This is a genomic window from Billgrantia tianxiuensis (genome assembly GCF_009834345.1).
GTDB classification, from domain to species: Bacteria; Pseudomonadota; Gammaproteobacteria; order Pseudomonadales; family Halomonadaceae; genus Halomonas; species Halomonas tianxiuensis.
This window is the reverse complement of the sequence record NZ_CP035042.1, coordinates 712,080-730,737: the sequence shown is the minus strand read 5'-3', so window position 1 is coordinate 730,737 and position 18,658 is coordinate 712,080. Positions and strand designations below refer to the sequence as shown.

Below are 18,658 nucleotides of genomic sequence, written 5' to 3'. Positions count from 1 at the left end.
CCGGCACAGGTGCCAGGGACACAGACAGAAGACCCGCCCTCTGACGAGGACGGGTCGAAATCTGGCGCGCCCGGGAGGATTCGAACCTCCGACCACCTGATTCGTAGTCAGGTACTCTATCCAGCTGAGCTACGGGCGCTAGTGGCAAGATCCGACGATCTTGCTGGCAGAATGCCTTTCTTCGAACCGCACGGCGAGAGATGACACAGTCATGCTCATACTCACCCATCGTGGCGCGCCCGGGAGGATTCGAACCTCCGACCACCTGATTCGTAGTCAGGTACTCTATCCAGCTGAGCTACGGGCGCACATTACGCTTCGAACAACGACAACATGTCGAATGGCGGAGAGGGAGGGATTCGAACCCTCGATGGGGCTATAAACCCCATACTCCCTTAGCAGGGGAGCGCCTTCAGCCACTCGGCCACCTCTCCCTCAACGACACGGCGCATATCCTATCGTTTCCCCGAGCCTTTGTCCAGCATATTCAGTGATTTGTTTCCTGTGCTGGAAGGATCGGAAACGGCGCTCCGTTACGAAGACGGACCACTTCCCCCTTCTTCGTCGGATTTCTCCCGTTGGATGCGCTGATAGATCTCTTCACGATGCACAGCGACATCTTTGGGGGCATTGACGCCAATGCGGACCTGATTGCCCTTGACGCCAAGGACGGTCACGGTGATGTCATCACCGATCATCAGCGTTTCTCCGACACGGCGGGTCAGGATGAGCATGACTGATCTCCTTCTCAGACGACTAGCAACGGGATACGCGTCGATCCCATCGACGCTAAGCTGCTGCTTGCATTATGTAACATTTTCTCTACTGTGCACCACCACCAACCCCACCATGACATCATGACAGCGTTGAAGGGAAGCCGTACCAATCTCATCAGACCGTCGCTTCCCCAGGCAGCAACTCCCCAACAGAGTAGAAAAGGCACCGCCTTTAGTCGTCCGTACCTTGTTAATTTTCTTGTAACTTCCCTATTCGCTTTCGATATCGCTCTTATCCAGACCAAAAGCGGTGTGCAGGGCGCGAACGGCAAGTTCCATCTGTTTTTCGTCGATCACCACCGAAATCTTGATTTCCGAGGTGGAGACCATGCGGATGTTGATGTTCTCGTCGGCCAGGACGCGGAACATCTTGGACGCCACGCCGGCATGTGAGCGCATTCCCACACCGACCAGCGAGACCTTGGCGATGTTATCGTCACCATTGACCTCACCGCCGCCCAGATCGGGGATCACCTGCTCCTCGAGGATCTTGAGGGTCTTCTTGTAATCCCCCTTGGCCACGGTGAAGGTGAAGTCGGTGTAGTCACCGGCAGGCGCCACGTTCTGCACGATCATGTCGACTTCGATGTTGGCATCGGCGATCGGTCCGAGAATGCGCGAGGCGACGCCAGGCACGTCCGGCGTGTGGAGCAGCGTCAGCTTGGCCTCGTTGGCGGTGAAGGCGATGCCTGAGATCAGCGGTTCTTCCATGGAGTCCTCGTCTTGGTCGGATTCAGCAACGATCAGGGTGCCGGGGCCATCCTGAAAACTGGACAGCACACGCAGCGGGACATTGTACTTACCGGCGAATTCCACCGAGCGGATCTGAAGCACCTTGGAGCCAAGGCTCGCCAGCTCCAGCATCTCCTCGACGGTGATGGTGTCGAGGCGCTGTGCCTTCGAGCAGACCCGTGGATCGGTGGTATAGACGCCATCGACGTCGGTGTAGATCTGGCACTCGTCGGCGCCCAGCGCCGCCGCCAGCGCCACGCCGGTGGTATCGGAGCCGCCGCGACCGAGGGTGGTGATGTTGCCCTCCTCGTCGACCCCCTGGAAGCCGGCGACCACGACCACCTTGCCCTCGTCGAGGTCTTCGCGCATCTCGTCGGTCTCGATACGCTGGATGCGTGCCTTGGTGTGGGCGCTGTCGGTCAGGATCCCCACCTGGGAGCCGGTATAGGAGGTGGCCGGCACGCCCAGCTTGTGCAGGGCGAGAGCCAGCAGCGAGATGGTCACCTGCTCGCCGGTGGAAACCAGCATGTCCATTTCGCGCGGCGTGGGCTCGTCGTTGATCTCGTTGGCCATGGCGATCAGACGGTTGGTCTCGCCGCTCATGGCGGAGACCACGACCACCACCTGATGGCCGTCGTCACGAAAGCCCTTGACCTTCTCGGCCACGGCCTTGATGCGCTCCACGGAGCCCACCGAGGTGCCGCCGAATTTCTGTACGTATAGTGCCATCTGCGTTTTTTCCCTCGTATGTCGAGCGGGGTCGCGCCCGGATGAGTGAAAGATGTGTCCATGCACACAGGGACGGAGCATGCGCTACCGTCCCTGTTCAACCGCTACGAGAGCCGTGCCTCGACCCAGCCTGGCACACTCTCCAGCGCGCCTGGTAGAGCCACGACATCGCTACCGCCGGCCTGGGCCATGTCGGGTCGGCCACCGCCCTTGCCGCCGACCTGCGAAGCCACATGGTTGACCAGCTCGCCGGCCTTGACCTTGCCGGTCAGGTCATCGGTGACGCCGGCAATAAGACTCACCCTGCCGGCCTCCTGGTCCGCCACGCCGAGCACCACGATGCCCGAACCGAGCTTGTTCTTGAGCTGGTCGAGAACGCCGCGCAGCTCCTTGGCCGAGACACCCTCGAGTTGAGTGGCCAATACCCGCACCCCGGCAACCTCGCGCGCCTGGCTGAGCATGTCGCTACCGGCGGCACTGGCCAGCTTGGCCTTGAGCCGCTCGAGCTCCTTCTCCAGGCTGCGGTTGCGCTCCACCAGCGATTCGACGCGCTCCTCGACCTGCTCCGGCTTGGCCTTGAGGCGCTCGCCGATGCGCGCCAGACGCGTCTCCTGCTCGCGGAAATAGGCCAGCGCGCCCTCGCCGGTGATCGCCTCGATACGGCGCACCCCAGCGGCAATGCCCTGCTCGGCGACGATGTGGAAGCAGCCGATGTCGCCGCTGCGAGCCACGTGAGTACCGCCGCACAGCTCGATGGAGAAGTCGTCGGCGCCAATGGTCAGCACGCGCACGCTGTCGGCGTACTTGGCCTCGAACAGCGCCGCCGCCCCCGGGCCTTGGCCTGGTCGAGAGTCATCTGGTCGATGCGGGTCGGCGCGTTGGCCAGGATCTGCTCGTTGACCAGGCGCTCCACCTCGGCGAGCTGCTCGGGGGTCATCGCCTCGAAATGGCTGAAGTCGAAGCGCAACCGCTCGGGTGTGACCAGCGAGCCCTTCTGCTGCACGTGATCGCCCAGCACCATGCGCAGCGCCTTGTGCATCAGGTGGGTCGCCGAGTGGTTGCGCACGGTGGCGGCGCGCAGGCCGGCATCGACCTGAGGACGTACTTCAGCACCCACTGACAGAGTGCCCTCCAGCATCACCCCGTGGTGCAGGTGATGGCCACCCTGCTTCTGGGTATCGCGGACCAGGAAACGCCCACCGTCGAGGTGGAGGTAGCCGGTATCGCCCACCTGGCCGCCGGACTCGCCGTAGAACGGCGTGCGGTCGAGTACCACGACGCCATGCTGCTCGGGCTCGAGCGCGGCCAGGGCGTTGCCCTCGCGATCGACGATGGCGGTCACGGTGGCCCGGTCCTCGAGCCGATCGTAGCCGGTGAAGGCGGTCTCACCCTTGAGCTCCAGTGCAGCGCCGTAGTCGGCGCCGAACTGACTGGCGGCGCGGGCGCGCTCGCGCTGGGCCTCCAGTTCACGCTCGAAGCCGGCTTCGTCGAGGGTCACGCCGCGTTCGCGGCAGACGTCGGCGGTGAGATCGTAGGGAAAGCCGTAGGTGTCGTAGAGCTTGAATACCGTCTCGCCCGGCAACACCTCGCCGTCAAGGGCGGCCAGGGCTTCCTCGAGCAGGCTCATGCCGTGCTCGAGGGTGCGTGCGAACTGCCCCTCCTCCTTGAGCAGGATACGCTCGATCTGACTGCACGCCTCGTGCAGCTCGGGGTAGGCCTCGCCCATCTCGGCATCCAGGGCCGCCACCAGCTTGTGGAAGAACGGCTCGCTGGCGCCGAGCTTGTGGCCGTGACGAATGGCACGGCGAATGATCCGGCGCAGCACGTAGCCGCGCCCCTCGTTGGAGGGCAGCACACCGTCGGCGATCAGGAAGGCGCAGGAGCGGATGTGATCGGCGATCACCCGCAGCGAGGGCGTGGCGGTATCGGCGTGACCGGTTGCCTCGGCCGCTGCTTTCAGCAGGTTCTGGAACAGGTCGATCTCATAGTTGGAGTGCACGCCCTGCAGTACCGCCGCCACCCGTTCGAGGCCCATGCCGGTGTCGATGGAGGGCTTGGGCAGCGGGTTCAGGTTACCGGCGGCATCGCGATCGAACTGCATGAACACCAGGTTCCAGATCTCGATGTAGCGGTCACCATCCTCCTCGGGCTGCCGGGAGGCCCACCCCACACCTCGGGGCCGTGGTCGAAGAAGATCTCGGAGCTGGGTCCGCAGGGGCCGGTATCGCCCATCTGCCAGAAGTTGTCCTCGTCGAGCTTGGAGAAGCGCTCGGGGTCGACACCGATTTCCTCCTTCCAGATCTTTTCCGCCTCGTCGTCGCTCACGTGCACCGTGACCCACAGCTTTTCGGGAGGCAGTCCCAGACGCTGGGTGAGGAACTCCCAGGCAAAGCGAATGGCATCGCGCTTGAAGTAATCGCCGAAGCTGAAGTTGCCCAGCATCTCGAAGAAGGTGTGGTGGCGCGCGGTATAGCCGACGTTGTCCAGGTCGTTGTGCTTGCCGCCGGCACGCACGCAGCGCTGGGCCGAGGTCGCGCGCACGTAGGGGCGCGGGTCGCGACCGAGGAAGACGTCCTTGAACGGCACCATCCCGGCATTGGTGAACAGCAGCGTCGGGTCGTTGCCCGGCACCAGGGAGCTCGATGGCACGACGGTATGGCCGTGCTCTTCGAAGTAACTCAGGAAGGCCTGTCTGATGTCTGCGCTTTTCATGGGGTATCCGTGGCGATGAGCGTGGTCACCCGACGGGCAGGCGCGTTCGGCGCCGTTTTCATGGCCGAATTCGCACGCCTCGGCGTGTCAGGAGCGCCACCTGGGGCGTCACAAAGGGAGGCATTATAACGCAGTTGTCAAGCGACTAAAGGGGAGGCGTTCAAGCTGTCGCTCATTCGGCGGCGCCGAGTCGCTCCAGAGCGTGACGAATCTGCTCGAAGTCGAAGCCGCGCGAGGCCAGGAAACGCTCGCGCCGGGCGCGTTCGCGGGGGGAGTCGCCTGGGCTGGAGAAGCGTCGCTCGAGCACTTCGCGGGCAAGCTCGAACCAGTCGACCTCGCTCTCCTGCTCGGCCTCGGCCAGCACGGCCGCGATCAGGGCACGCTCGACACCGCGCCGCTCCAGCTCGGCGCGGATCTTCAGCGGCCCCTGGCCACGCGTGACCCGCGAGCGCAGAAAGCTCTCGGCGAAGCGGGCGTCGGACTGCAAACCGGCCTCGGCCAACGCATCGAGGCAGTCGTCGATCGCCTCGGGGGAGTGGGTTCGGACCGATAGCCGCTGCGCCAGCTCGGCGCGCGAATACTCACGCCGGGCCAGCAGACGGATGGCGTCGTCCCGCGGGGACGACGCATGTTCGGCTTCGGGCCGTACAGGCATGGCTTAGAGCAGGTCGTCCTCGCGCCCGGCGTCGGCCGCCACGGCTTCCTCGGCCTCCTCCTCCTTGGGCGCCGCCGTGACCAGCAGCTGGGCACGGATCTGGCTCTCGATCTCCTCCATCACCGCCGGGTTATCCTCGAGGAACTGGGCGGCGTTGGCCTTGCCCTGGCCGATCTTGTTGCCCTGGTAGCTGTACCAGGCCCCGGCCTTGTCGACCAGATTGCACTGCACGCCGAGGTCGATCACCTCACCGGCGTGGTAGATACCCTTGCCGTAGAGAATCTGGAACTCGGCCTGACGGAACGGCGGTGCCACCTTGTTCTTCACCACCTTGACCCGGGTCTCGTTGCCGATCACCTCGTCGCCCTGCTTGACCGAGCCGGTGCGGCGGATGTCGAGGCGCACGCTGGCGTAGAACTTGAGCGCGTTGCCCCCGGTGGTGGTCTCGGGGCTGCCGAACATCACGCCGATCTTCATGCGGATCTGGTTGATGAACACCACCAGGCAGTTGGCGTTCTTGATGTGGCCGGTGATCTTGCGCAGCGCCTGGGACATCAAACGCGCCTGCAAGCCGACGTGGGAGTCGCCCATCTCGCCCTCGATCTCAGCGCGCGGGGTGAGCGCCGCCACCGAGTCGATGATGATCACGTCGACCCCGCCGGAGCGCACCAGCATGTCGCAGATCTCCAGCGCCTGCTCGCCGGTATCGGGCTGCGAGACCAGCAGGTCGTCGAGGTTGACGCCGAGCTTTTCAGCATAGCTCGGGTCGAGCGCGTGTTCGGCGTCGATGAAAGCGCAGGTCTTGCCCTGCTTCTGGGCCTCGGCGATCACCGACAGCGTCAGGGTGGTCTTGCCCGAGGATTCCGGGCCGAAGATCTCCACCACGCGGCCGTATGGCAGGCCACCGATGCCGAGTGCGATATCGAGGCCCAGCGAGCCGGTGGACACCGACGGCATCGTCACCCGCGGCGCATCGCCCAGACGCATGACGGTGCCCTTGCCGAACTGGCGCTCGATCTGGGAAAGGGCGGCATTCAATGCCTTGGAGCGGTTTTCATCCTGTGCCATGTGGCTCTCCTCGCAGAACTCGCTGACGCTTGCAGATGCATAATGTAGGGCGGGCTGCCGACGGGGGAGCTCGCCTGACACTGTATGGTTGGACAGTAGTATGACGAAAAAAACGCCGCGCGCCTAGCACTACGAATGCGGCTCGGCCTCGAGGTAGCGAATCAGCCCGACGATGGCTTCGCGTACTGCACGCTCGCGTACCGCACGACGATCGCCGGGAAACTGGAAGCGCTCGGCCTGCTGCCGCGCCTCGCTGCCCCAGGCCAGCCACACGGTACCTACCGGTTTCTCCGGCGTGCCGCCGTCGGGCCCCGCCACACCGCTGATCGCCACGCCGAGCTTGGCCCCGCTGTCGCGACAGGCGCCGGCCACCATGGCCTCCACCACTTCGCGGCTGACCGCCCCGTGCTGGGCGATCGTTGCCTCGGGTACGCCGAGTAGGCGTGCCTTGGCGGCGTTGGAGTAGGTCACGTAGCCGGTTTCGAAGTAGTCCGAGCTACCGGCTACCGAAGTGATGGCGCTGGCCACCCCGCCTCCAGTGCAGGACTCGGCCGCGGTGACGCTGACGCCATGCTCACGGCAACGCCGCCCGAGCCGCTCGGCGAGCGTGGCGAGATCGAGGTTGGCCAGACTGGATGCACTATGGGGCATGGTATCGCTCCTTTTTGCGAGAGAGTCGGCGCTTTCCGAGTAGAACCGGCGGCACCGTCCAAAGGTTCTGCGACTGCCTTACCATAGCGCATCCTGCTCCCCGGCATCATCAGTGGTCCTGATGCTCCTACCCGCCAGCAACGGCCTCACGACCGCGAGGCCTGCTGCACCTGAAAGCCGGTAGCGGTGGATGGCACTTCGTCGAGGAACTCGAGCGAGCGCACCGGCATGGCGAATTTGATCTCGCGCTTGCGCAATTCGTCCAGCAAGCCGAAGTTGATCGCCTGCTGAATATCCATGTAGAGCGTGAAATCCGAGCTGAGTACGTAGTAGACGACTTCGTATTTCAGCGCGTAGTCATCGAAGAAACGCAGATGGGCCCGGTCGAAGCGCGTGCTCTCCACCGATTCGATGACCTGCCTGACCACCTCCGGCACCTCGCGCACCTTATCCAGCGGCGTCCGAAAGGAGAGCGACAGGTTGAACACCACACGCCGCTCCTGCATGCGGTTGTAGTTATGAATGGTCTGCTGCAGCAGGCGAGTGTTGGAGATGATGATTTGCTCGCCGCTGAGGCTGCGTATACGGGTGGTCTTGAGCCCGATGTACTCGATGGTGCCGGCGATATCGCCGAAGACGATGAAGTGTCCGACCTTGAACGGCTTGTCGATGCCGATCGACGCAGAGGCGAACAGGTCGCCGAGCAGCGTCTGCACCGCCAGCGCGATGGCAATGCCGCCGATCCCCAGGCTGGCCACGAAGGCGGTGATGTTGACCCCCAGATTGGCCAGGATGGAAAGCAGCACCACGGCCCAGAGCCCGGTGCGAAACATCAGCAGGACCATGGTCACGGTCAGCTGGTTATCGCGCCCGGCCTCCGATCGCAGCGTACCCTCCTTCCACAGGTCGAGCGCGGCATCGACCCACAGGCCGAACTGAAACGCCAACACAAGGAACCACAGGTGGCTGACCCGCTGTTCCCAGACAGGATCGAGCTCTACCACGAACAGGGCAACCTGCAATGCCAGCACGGCGAGCAACAGCCGGCTGGTATGCTCGGCGATATGCGCGGCATAGTGCCGCCAGTGTCCGCGCCCATGGGCCGACCAGTCGATGATGCGGCCAACGAGCAGGCGCAATGCCAGGCGCAGGACGAGGTAAGCGACTAGCGTGATGCCCAGCAGCAGGAGCGCAGTCACCAGGGTAGGCTGGCTTAGCCATGCCCCCCAGTCTTGCCAGAGTTCCGTCTCCATGGATGCCTCCCTTTGTCCAATGGCGCCAGTCATTATGGTCAAAACGACGCCTCCTGATGCCGTGGCTTTGTTACGGCATGTCGAGCGCGGGTGGGGCGTGGTAACCTTGCTCTCTTCCATGCCCCACACAACCGACAAGCCAGCCGAGAAAGCATGAACGACGCGGTCAAGACGGATGTGCCGAGCCATACGCCGATGATGGCTCAGTACCTGAAGATCAAGCGCGAGCACCCTGACGTGCTGCTCTTCTATCGAATGGGCGACTTCTACGAACTGTTCTTCGACGACGCCAGACGCGCCGCCGCGCTACTCGATATCACCCTGACCCAGCGCGGCCAGTCCGCGGGCAAGCCGATTCCCATGGCCGGGGTGCCCTACCATAGCGCCGAAGGCTACTTGGCGCGCCTGGTGAAAGCCGGCGAATCGGTGGCGATCTGCGAACAGATCGGCGATCCGGCGACGAGCAAGGGACCGGTGGAGCGCCGCGTGGTGCGCATCGTCACCCCCGGTACGCTGCACGACGAGGCCTTGCTCGATGCCCGGCGCGACAATCTGTTGGTCGCCGTGCATCCCGTCGGCGACTGCTGGGGAATCGCCTGGCTGGAGCTTTCCAGTGGACGCTTCAGCGTGCTGGAGGTGGAGGGCGAAGGGACATGCTCGCCGAACTGCAGCGCCTCGATCCCGCGGAGCTGCTGGTACCCGAAAGCCTGTCACTGCCTCCCGCCCTGGAGGGAAGGCAGGGCCTGCGCCGCCAGAGCGACTGGCTGTTCGATCTCGAAACCGCCAACCGCCTGCTGTGCGATCAATTCCAGGTACAGGATCTGCGCGGTTTCGGCTGCGCTCATCTCCAAGCGGCACTCACCGCTGCCGGGGTGCTGGTCGAGTATGCCCGCGACACCCAGCGCTCGCGGCTACCTCACGTTACCGCGCTCGGCGTGGAGAGCCGCGACGATGCCGTGGTGATCGATGCCGCCAGCCGTCGCAACCTGGAGATCGATACCAACCTCGGCGGCAGCGGCGACAACACCCTGGCCAGTGTGCTCGACACCACCGCCACCGCCATGGGCTCGCGACTGCTCAAGCGCTGGCTCAACCGCCCGCTGCGCGACCGTGCCCAGGTGCAGGGACGCCAGGCGGCGGTCGCCCTGCTGCTCGAGCAGGAGGGCTTCATGGCCCTGCGCGAGTTGCTCAAGGCGATCGGCGACGTCGAGCGCATCCTTGCGCGTGTCGCGCTCTACAGTGCGCGACCGCGAGACCTCGCGCGCCTGCGCGACGCCCTGCTGGCCCTGCCGGAACTCGAGCGCGAACTCGCCGGCTACAGTGACGGCACCGCACTCGACGAGCTGAGTCACCATATCCGCCCCTACCCCGAACTCGCCGACCTGCTCGCCCGTGGGCTGGTCGACAACCCGCCCGTGGTAATTCGCGACGGCGGCGTGATTCGCGAAGGCTTCGACGCCGAGCTCGACGACTACCGCGGGCTGGCCGAGCATGCCGGCGACTACCTGGTGCAGCTCGAGGTCCGCGAGCGCGAGCGCACCGGCCTCGCCGGCCTCAAGGTGGGCTACAACCGGGTGCACGGCTACTACATCGAGATCCCCCGCGCCCAGGCCCGCGAGGCACCGGTCGACTACATCCGGCGCCAGACCCTGAAGAACGCCGAGCGCTTCATCATCCCCGAACTCAAGGAGTTCGAGGACAAGGCGCTGTCGGCCAAGTCGCGAGCCCTGGCCCGCGAGAAGCTGCTCTACGACGGCCTACTCGATTCACTCAACGCCGAACTCAATGCGCTCCAAGGCACCGGCCGCGCTCTGGCCGCCCTGGACGTGCTGGCGGCCTTCGCTGAGCGCGCCCAGGCACTCGGCTTCTCGCGGCCCCGTCTCGCCGAAGCGCCGGGCATCGAGATTCGCGGCGGACGCCACCCGGTGGTGGAGCACGTCAGCGACGCCCCCTTCGTGCCCAACGACCTGATGCTCGACGACCGCCGCCGCATGCTGGTCATCACCGGTCCCAACATGGGCGGTAAATCGACCTACATGCGCCAGGCGGCGCTGATCGTCCTGCTCGCCCATACCGGCAGCTTCGTGCCGGCGGACGAGGCGTGCATCGGCCCGGTGGACCGCATCTTCACCCGCATCGGCTCGTCGGACGACCTGGCCGGCGGCCGCTCCACCTTCATGGTGGAGATGACCGAGACCGCCAGTATCCTGCACAACGCCACCGACCATAGCCTGGTGCTGATGGACGAGATCGGGCGAGGCACCAGCACCTTCGACGGCCTGTCGCTGGCCTGGGCCAGCGCCGAGCACCTGACCCGCACACGCGCCTTCACCCTGTTCGCCACCCATTATTTCGAGATGACCGCGCTGGCCGAGCAGGCCGAGGGGGTAGCCAACGTGCACCTCACCGCCGCCGAACACCGCGATGGCATCGTTTTCATGCATCGGGTGGAAGAGGGCCCTGCCAGTCAAAGCTACGGCTTGCAGGTGGCCCAACTGGCCGGCGTGCCTCAATCCGTCATTGCACGCGCACGCGACAAGTTGGCGCAGCTCGAGCAGCAGGAGGTGGACCAGAGCAGTCGCGGCGAAACCTATAACGCCAACGCAGCCAAGCCGATGCAGAGCGACCTGTTCGCCACCGCGCCGCACCCGCTGCTCGACGCCCTAGCCGGCCTCGACCCGGATGAGCTGACGCCGCGCCAAGCGCTGGAGTTGATCTATGCCTGGCGGAAGCAGCTGTAGGCGCCGCGCCGCTTGCTCAGGCAGGGCGGCATGTCTAGAATGAAGCGTCCAGCGATTTCAATCTTATAAAAAGTTTATTTTTTATAACCATCAGACCTAAGAAAGTGCTGAAGAAATCGCCGAGCGAGGTGAAGCGCAAGGCGCACGGAGCACAGAACCGAGCATAGCGACAAACAGCCGTAGGCTGACCCCGAAGGGGCGAGAAGCCGAAGGCTTCGAGTCAACCGGAGCATATGGGGTATATGTGAGGATTCCGAGCACCGCGTAACGCAGCGATTCGCTCGCACAGGCATTTGTTCAGTGCTTCTCTAAGACTGATACCGAACATTACCAACCGGGAAGGGCACGACCCGGCTGCGAGGAGGGAGACAGGCATGACCTTTGTCGTCACCGAAAACTGCATCAAGTGCAAGTACACCGATTGCGTCGAGGTCTGCCCGGTGGATTGCTTCTACGAAGGGCCCAACTTTCTGGTAATCCATCCGGACGAGTGTATCGACTGCGCCCTGTGCGAGCCCGAGTGTCCTGCCGAAGCGATCTTCTCGGAAGATGAACTACCAGAGGGCCAGGAAGAGTTCATTGCCCTCAATGCCGAACTCTCCGAGGTGTGGCCCAACATCGCGGAGAAGAAGGATCCCCGGCCGACGCCGAGGAGTGGGACGGCAAGCCTGGCAAGCTGCAGTACCTGGAGCGCTGAGTCTCGCAGCTTTCTGCGACCAAATAATAGCTGAGTGCCGGGAAATGCCCGAGTACCGGGTTGCCTAGCACTCGGCACATTTTCCTGACCACGACACGCAAAAAAAGGCGGCCCATAGGCCGCCCGGCTCCCAGCATTTCCTTGGGCGGCTCCCTCCGCCCTCTCTCCTGTGGCATCTTCCCTGCCCGGAGGCGACTTCCTGTCACACCGGGCGTGCCACACAAATAGCATCCCGTTGCATCCTGCTGGAGAGCCTCCCGCTCTGCCTTGTCCCACGTCCATTCTGGCATTTCCGCCAAACGACGCAAGCACGCCCTAAGCAACCTTATCGCCTGCCCCAGGTTGACCACCTCCAAGCAGAATTCTTTTAAAACAAAGACATAAAAGAAGGCCGACACCTTAGGTGTCGACCTTCTGAGGCTTCCATTAGCTTAAATCGTCGCCTCTTTGTAGCAAATATCCTACAAGAATGTCAGCAATGTCGTCGGTTGGATGAATCACTGACCCTTGATTGCGGAGCGACCGGGGTAACCGACGCGCTCGCCGAGCTGCTGCTCGATCACCAGCAACCGGTTGTACTTGGCGACCCGGTCGGAGCGGCACAGCGAGCCGGTCTTGATCTGCCCGGCCGAGGTGCCCACGGCCAGATCGGCGATGGTGGTGTCCTCGGTCTCGCCGCTACGGTGAGAGATCACCGCGGTGAAGCCGGCGTCCTGGGCCATCTTGATGGCGTCCAGCGTCTCGGAGAGCGAGCCGATCTGGTTGAACTTGATCAGGATGGAGTTGCCGATCTTCTCATCGATGCCGCGCTTGAGAATCTTGGTGTTGGTGACGAACAGATCGTCGCCGACCAGTTGCACCTTGTCGCCGAGCTTGTCGGTCAGTGCCTTCCAGCCGTCCCAGTCGGATTCGTCCATGCCGTCTTCGATGGAGACGATGGGGTACTGGTCGCACAGCTCGGCCAAGTAGTCGACGAAGCCGGCGGCATCAAAGGACTTGCCTTCGCCCGACAGGCTGTACTGGCCGTCCCGGTAGAACTCGGAGGAGGCGCAGTCGAGCGCCAGGGTCACGTCACGGCCGAGTTCGTAGCCGGCATCGCTCACGGCCTGCTTGATTACCGCCAGCGCCTCGGCGTTGGACTCCAGGTTCGGCGCGAAGCCGCCCTCGTCGCCCACCGCAGTGGCCAGGCCGCGCGCAGAGAGCACCTTCTTCAGTGCATGGAAGATCTCGGCGCCAACCCGCAGAGCCTCGCGGAAGTTGGGCGCACCCACCGGCTGGATCATGAACTCCTGGATGTCGACGTTATTGTCGGCATGCTCGCCGCCGTTGAGGATGTTCATCATCGGTACCGGCATGCTGTACTGGCCCGGCTGGCCATAGAGTTCGGCGATGTGGGCATACAGCGGCATGCCCTTGGCGTTGGCCGCGGCCTTGGCGGCAGCCAGCGACACGGCAAGGATGGCGTTGGCGCCAAGATTGGCCTTGTTGTCGGTACCATCGAGTTCGATCATGGCATTGTCGAGACCACGCTGGTCGCGGGCATCCATCCCGACCAGACGCCCACGGATGGCGCCGTTGACCGCCTCGACCGCCTTCAGCACGCCCTTGCCCAGGTAGCGCGACTTGTCGCCGTCACGCAGCTCCAGGGCCTCGCGCGAGCCGGTGGAAGCACCGCTGGGAGCGCAGGCCACGCCCACGGCGCCGCTCTCCAGGTGCACTTCGGCCTGCACGGTGGGGTTGCCACGGGAATCGAGCACCTCGAGGGCGTGGATTTCGACAATCTTGGTCATCTGTGTCGTCCTTTCATTCAGTCAGTCAGCGTTGATTGAGTCGATGGGAACTGCTTTCTCTCTCGGCCTTTATAGAAGCTGCCTGGGTAGCCCGTTATTCGATTCTCAGTGCCGGGAAGCCCTTGACCAGTTCGTCGAGCGCCTTGAGCTGCGTCAGGAAGGGCTCGAGCCGATCCAGCGGCAGCGCGCAGGGACCGTCGCACAGAGCGCTGTCGGGGTCCGGGTGGGCTTCGAGGAAAAGCCCGGCAAGCCCTACGGCGACACCCGCCCGTGCCAGCTCGGCGACCTGCTGGCGACGCCCGCCGGCACTGTCGGCACGTCCGCCCGGGCGCTGCAGGGAGTGGGTGACGTCGAAGAAGACTGGGCAGCCGGTCTGCTTCATGTCGCCGAAGCCGAGCATGTCAACCACCAGGTTATTGTATCCGAAGCTCGAGCCGCGCTCGCACAGCAGCACGCGGTCGTTGCCGGCCTCCTCGCACTTGCGAATGATGTGACGCATCTCGTGGGGCGCCAGGAACTGCGGCTTCTTGATGTTGATCACCGCGCCGGTCCGGGCCATGGCGACTACCAGGTCGGTCTGGCGCGCCAGGAACGCCGGCAGTTGGATGATGTCGGCGACTTCGGCCACAGGCTCGGCCTGCCACGGTTCGTGGACGTCGGTAATCACCGGCACGCCGAAGCGCTGCTTGATCTCGGCCAGTATCTCGAGCCCCTGCTCCAGCCCGGGGCCACGGAACGAATGGATCGAGCTGCGGTTGGCCTTGTCGAAGCTGGCCTTGAAGACGTAGGGCATACCGAGCCGGCCGGTCACCTCGACATAGGTTTCGGCCACCTCGAGGGCAAGCTCGCGGGACTCCAGTACGTTCATGCCGCCGAGCAGCATCAAGGGCAAAGAATTGCCGGCGGTGAGGCCGGCAATGGAAACATGACGTTCGGGTGCGGACGGGGCCATCTCTGACATGGTCTCACTCCTGATGCGAGGTCAGTGCGCGAGTACGCGCCGCCTTGTGCTCCAGCGCCGCATTGACGAATCCGGTAAACAGCGGGTGGCCATCGCGCGGTGTGGAAGTGAATTCGGGATGGAACTGGCAGGCCACGAACCAGGGGTGATCAGGCAGCTCGACCATTTCCACCAGGGAGTTGTCGACGCTCTTGCCGGAAACCACCAGGCCGGCCTTCTCCAGCGCCTCGACGAACTGGTTGTTGACCTCGAAGCGGTGGCGGTGGCGCTCGACGATCTCGTCGCTGCCGTAGGCCTCGCGCGCCTTGGTGCCAGGCTCGAGATGGCAGACCTGACCGCCCAGGCGCATGGTGCCGCCCAGGTCGGAGGCCTCGCTGCGCAGCTCGATCTTGCCTTCGGCATTGATCCACTCGGTGATCAGGCCCACCACCGGATGCTGGGTATCGTGGGTGAACTCGGTGGAGTTGGCGTCCTCCCAGCCTGCCACGTGGCGAGCGAACTCGATCACCGCGACCTGCATGCCGAGGCAGATGCCGAGGTAGGGAATGCCGTTCTCGCGAGCGTAGCGGGCGGTCTCGATCTTGCCCTCCACGCCGCGCTCGCCGAAGCCGCCCGGCACCAGGATGGCGTCCTTGCCGGCCAGGCGCTCGGTGCCGTGGCGCTCGATGTCCTCGGAATCGATGTAGTCGACGTTGACCTTGACCCGAGTCTGGATGCCGGCATGGATCAGCGCCTCGTTGAGCGACTTGTAGGCGTCGAGCAGCTCCATGTACTTGCCGACCATGGCGATGTTGATCGACTTGAGCGGGTTGAGCTTGGCATCGAGCACGCGAACCCATTCGGCGAGGTCGGCCGGATCGGCCTCGAGGCGCAGCTTGTCGCAGACGATCTCGTCGAGGCCGTGCTCGTGGAGCATCAGCGGAATCCGGTAGATGGTGTCGGCATCCTGCAGCGGGATGACCGCGCGCTCCTCGACGTTGGTGAACAGCGCAATCTTGCGCCGCTCGGTCTCCTCCAGCTCGACCTCGCTGCGACAGATCAGGATGTCGGGCTGGATACCGATCGAACGCAGCTCCTTGACGCTGTGCTGGGTCGGCTTGGTCTTGGTCTCGCCGGCGGTCTTGATGTAGGGCACCAGGGTGAGGTGCATGAAGATCGCCCGGCTCGCCCCCAGCTCGCTACGGATCTGGCGGATCGACTCGAGGAACGGCAGCGACTCGATGTCGCCCACGGTACCGCCGATCTCGACCAGAGCCACATCGAAGCCCTCTCCACCGGCATACACACGACGCTTGATCTCGTCGGTGATGTGCGGGATCACCTGCACCGTGCCGCCCAGGTAGTCGCCACGGCGCTCACGGCGCAGTACGTGCTCGTAGACGCGGCCGGTGGTGAAGTTGTTGCCCTGGGTCATCTTGGTGCGGATGAAGCGCTCGTAGTGACCCAGGTCGAGGTCGGTCTCGGCGCCATCTTCGGTGACGAACACCTCGCCGTGCTGGAAGGGGCTCATGGTGCCCGGATCCACGTTGATGTAGGGATCGAGCTTGAGCATGGTGACCTTGAGGCCACGCGCCTCGAGAATCGCCGCCAGCGAGGCCGACGCGATGCCCTTGCCGAGAGAGGACACAACGCCGCCGGTCACGAAGATATATCGTGTCATGGAAAACCTGTCGAAACGTGATCGGTAGGCCCGGCAGAAAGCCGCGCCAGGATGGGACGACAGCGTAGCAGATTACGACCAATGGCTCAATTTCGGTACACGTACGCCGAGATTCACGACCGCACCTTCACGCCCACCAGCGCGCACTGTCACCGCCCAGCGGGTCGTGCGGCGGCCGCGAAACCTGGGCGATACGCGCCACGGCAGCATCGTGTGCCTCCGGGTCGGCACGGATCAGGTCGAGTTCGCGCTGATCCCTGGGGTAGGCAGCGAGCAGCAGGAAATCCTCGCTGGCCTCCAGGTGGCAGTGGCCGGTGCCCGCCGGCAGCACCAGGGCATCGCCGGTCTCGAGCGTGAAATCCTCGCCTCGCTCACCGCCCAGGCGCAGCCTGCCCCAGCCCGAGAGCACGCCAAAGGCCTCGTGGGCGATGGAGTGATAGTGGTGGTAATCGTAGACCCCACCGCGCCAGCTCGGCCGCCAGCCGTTGGCGCGAAACAGCCGCTCGAAACGCGCCGCGATAGCCTCGCGGTCGAGCGCGGCAACGACTCCGCGGGAGCGAAACAGCAACGTCGCCAGCGGGCTGTTGGGGATGCGCCCGTCGTCGGCGAAGACCTGGCAATCGGGGGCAACGGGGCCGCCATCGGCATCGGCCAGCCCCAGCATTTCGAGCGAATCGTCCATGATCGTCTCCTGTCGCGTTCAGCTGCTGTCACAGACCTGAGTCTAGAAAAGGAGCGCCCAGAACGACAACGCCCCGGCACTTGGCCGGGGCGGAACGCATCGGGAGTGGAACGCTTACACACCGAGGTAGTCGAGGATGCCCTCGGCGGCCTGACGTCCCTCGAACACGGCGGTGACCACCAGATCGGAGCCGCGCACCATGTCGCCGCCGGCGAAGATCTTCTCGTTGGTGGTCTGGAAGGCATAATCGCCCTTCTCGGGGGCCACCACGCGGTCACGCTCGTCGAGCTCGATGCCGAACTTCTCGAACCAGGGCGCCGGGCTCGGCTGAAAGCCGAAGGCGATGACCACGGCGTCGGCCGGCAGGATCTCCTCGGAGCCGGGCACCACCTCGGGACGACGGCGACCGTTCTCGTCGGGCTCGCCCAGGCGCGTGCGCACCACCTTGACCCCCTCGACCTTGCCTTCGCCCACTACCGCCACCGGCTGGCGATTGAACAGAAACTCCACCCCCTCCTCGCGGGCATTGGCCACCTCACGCTTGGAGCCGGGCATGTTCTCCTCGTCACGGCGATAGGCGCAGGTGACCGAGCTGGCACCCTGACGAATCGCCGTGCGGTTGCAATCCATGGCGGTGTCGCCGCCACCCAGCACTACCACCTTCTGGCCTTCCAGCGAGACGTAGTCGGCAGGATCGGTCTCAAAGCCGAGGCAGTGATTGACGTTGGCGATCAGGTAATCGAGCGCCTTGTGCACGCCGGGCAGGTCCTCGCCAGGGAAGCCGCCGGTCATGTACTTGTAGGTGCCCATGCCGAGGAACACCGCATCGTACTCTTCGAGCAGTGACTCGAAGGGGATGTCCTTGCCGATCTCGACGCCCAGGCGGAACTCGATGCCCATCTCCTCGAACACCGCGCGGCGGCGCTCCATCACCGTCTTGTCGAGCTTGAACTCGGGAATGCCGAAGGTCAGCAGGCCGCCGATCTCGGGGTACTTGTCGAACACTACCGGCTTGACCCCGTTGCGCACCAGGATGTCGGCGCAGCCCAGACCCGCCGGGCCGGCACCGATGATGGCGACCTTCTTGTCGGTCCAGGTGACCTGGGACATGTCCGGACGCCAGCCCATGGCGAAGGCGGTGTCGGTGATGTACTTCTCCACCGAGCCAATGGTCACCGCGCCGAAGCCGTCGTTGAGGGTACAGGCGCCCTCGCACAGACGGTCCTGCGGGCACACCCGGCCGCACACCTCGGGCAGCGAGTTGGTCTTGTGCGACAGCTCGGCGGCCTCGAGGATATTGCCCTCGGCCACCAGTTGCAGCCAGTTGGGAATGTAGTTGTGCACCGGGCACTTCCACTCGCAGTACGGGTTGCCGCAGTGCAGGCAGCGGTGCGACTGGCTGGCCGCCTCCTGGGGCTTGAACGGCTCGTAGATCTCGGCGAACTCGCGCGAGCGGGTCCGGGCGTCCTTCTTCTGCGGATCCTGGCGACCCACGTCGATGAACTGGAAGTCGTTTCTGGTCAAACGGTTGGCCATTTGTGTATCTCCTGG

At 64.3% G+C, this 18,658-nt stretch carries 12 protein-coding genes, 3 tRNA genes and 3 pseudogenes; 2 read left to right on the top strand and 16 right to left on the bottom strand.

From position 1 onward, the window contains the following. Positions 1-62: 62 nt before the first annotated feature. The 11 genes and pseudogenes from EKK97_RS03340 to EKK97_RS03295 form a co-directional block, all read right to left on the bottom strand. Positions 63-139 (bottom strand) — tRNA-Arg (locus tag EKK97_RS03340). A gap of 92 nt (positions 140-231) precedes the next feature. After that, a tRNA-Arg gene (locus tag EKK97_RS03335) sits at positions 232-308 on the bottom strand. 33 nt (positions 309-341) lie between these two features. Beyond that, positions 342-434 (bottom strand) — tRNA-Ser (locus EKK97_RS03330). 99 nt (positions 435-533) lie between these two features. Next, positions 534-734 carry a carbon storage regulator CsrA gene (csrA, locus tag EKK97_RS03325; RefSeq protein ID WP_159549045.1) on the bottom strand — a complete coding sequence of 67 codons (201 nt, stop codon included), beginning with the start codon at positions 732-734 and terminating at the stop codon, positions 534-536. Positions 735-986: 252 nt separating this feature from the next. Then, the gene (locus EKK97_RS03320) at positions 987-2,237 is read right to left on the bottom strand and encodes an aspartate kinase (protein ID WP_159549043.1); all 1,251 of its coding nucleotides are present in this window, start codon (positions 2,235-2,237) and stop codon (positions 987-989) included. A gap of 104 nt (positions 2,238-2,341) precedes the next feature. Beyond that, positions 2,342-3,022, bottom strand: a complete 681-nt coding sequence (locus EKK97_RS24230; RefSeq protein WP_236551364.1) for a DHHA1 domain-containing protein — start codon at positions 3,020-3,022, stop codon at positions 2,342-2,344. Next, positions 3,016-4,949 (bottom strand): annotated as a pseudogene (gene alaS / locus EKK97_RS03315) (alanine--tRNA ligase). The gene EKK97_RS24230 and the pseudogene alaS overlap by 7 nt, the downstream one beginning before the upstream one ends. Before the next feature lie 172 nt (positions 4,950-5,121). Next, positions 5,122-5,604: a regulatory protein RecX gene (locus tag EKK97_RS03310; protein WP_159549041.1), complete on the bottom strand. Its 483-nt coding sequence runs from the start codon at positions 5,602-5,604 to the stop codon at positions 5,122-5,124. Between the two features lie 3 nt (positions 5,605-5,607). Then, entirely contained in the window at positions 5,608-6,672 is a 1,065-nt protein-coding gene (gene recA / locus EKK97_RS03305) for a recombinase RecA (RefSeq protein ID WP_159549039.1), read from the bottom strand. A gap of 129 nt (positions 6,673-6,801) precedes the next feature. After that, positions 6,802-7,323 carry a CinA family protein gene (locus EKK97_RS03300; protein WP_159549037.1) on the bottom strand — a complete coding sequence of 174 codons (522 nt, stop codon included), beginning with the start codon at positions 7,321-7,323 and terminating at the stop codon, positions 6,802-6,804. Between the two features lie 146 nt (positions 7,324-7,469). After that, entirely contained in the window at positions 7,470-8,576 is a 1,107-nt protein-coding gene (locus EKK97_RS03295) for a mechanosensitive ion channel family protein (protein WP_159549035.1), read from the bottom strand. A 153-nt stretch (positions 8,577-8,729) separates the two neighbouring features. Here EKK97_RS03295 and mutS point away from each other — a divergent pair. Continuing rightward, a pseudogene (gene mutS, locus EKK97_RS03290) lies at positions 8,730-11,317 on the top strand (DNA mismatch repair protein MutS). A gap of 374 nt (positions 11,318-11,691) precedes the next feature. Then, a pseudogene (gene fdxA, locus EKK97_RS03285) lies at positions 11,692-12,014 on the top strand (ferredoxin FdxA). 497 nt (positions 12,015-12,511) lie between these two features. On the opposite strand, the gene eno reads toward fdxA, so the two are convergent. The 5 genes from eno to EKK97_RS03260 form a co-directional block, all read right to left on the bottom strand. After that, positions 12,512-13,804 carry a phosphopyruvate hydratase gene (gene eno / locus EKK97_RS03280; protein WP_159549033.1) on the bottom strand — a complete coding sequence of 431 codons (1,293 nt, stop codon included), beginning with the start codon at positions 13,802-13,804 and terminating at the stop codon, positions 12,512-12,514. A gap of 94 nt (positions 13,805-13,898) precedes the next feature. Next, positions 13,899-14,765 (bottom strand): 3-deoxy-8-phosphooctulonate synthase, encoded by an 867-nt coding sequence (gene kdsA, locus EKK97_RS03275; RefSeq protein WP_422673182.1) that lies wholly within the window; start codon positions 14,763-14,765, stop codon positions 13,899-13,901. Positions 14,766-14,769: 4 nt separating this feature from the next. After that, a complete protein-coding gene (locus EKK97_RS03270) occupies positions 14,770-16,425 on the bottom strand; it encodes a CTP synthase (RefSeq protein ID WP_159549030.1) in 1,656 nt (551 codons plus the stop codon). A gap of 127 nt (positions 16,426-16,552) precedes the next feature. Continuing rightward, positions 16,553-17,107 (bottom strand): cupin domain-containing protein, encoded by a 555-nt coding sequence (locus tag EKK97_RS03265; RefSeq protein WP_159549027.1) that lies wholly within the window; start codon positions 17,105-17,107, stop codon positions 16,553-16,555. A gap of 114 nt (positions 17,108-17,221) precedes the next feature. Then, positions 17,222-18,643 (bottom strand): FAD-dependent oxidoreductase, encoded by a 1,422-nt coding sequence (locus tag EKK97_RS03260; RefSeq protein WP_159549024.1) that lies wholly within the window; start codon positions 18,641-18,643, stop codon positions 17,222-17,224. Positions 18,644-18,658: the final 15 nt, after the last annotated feature.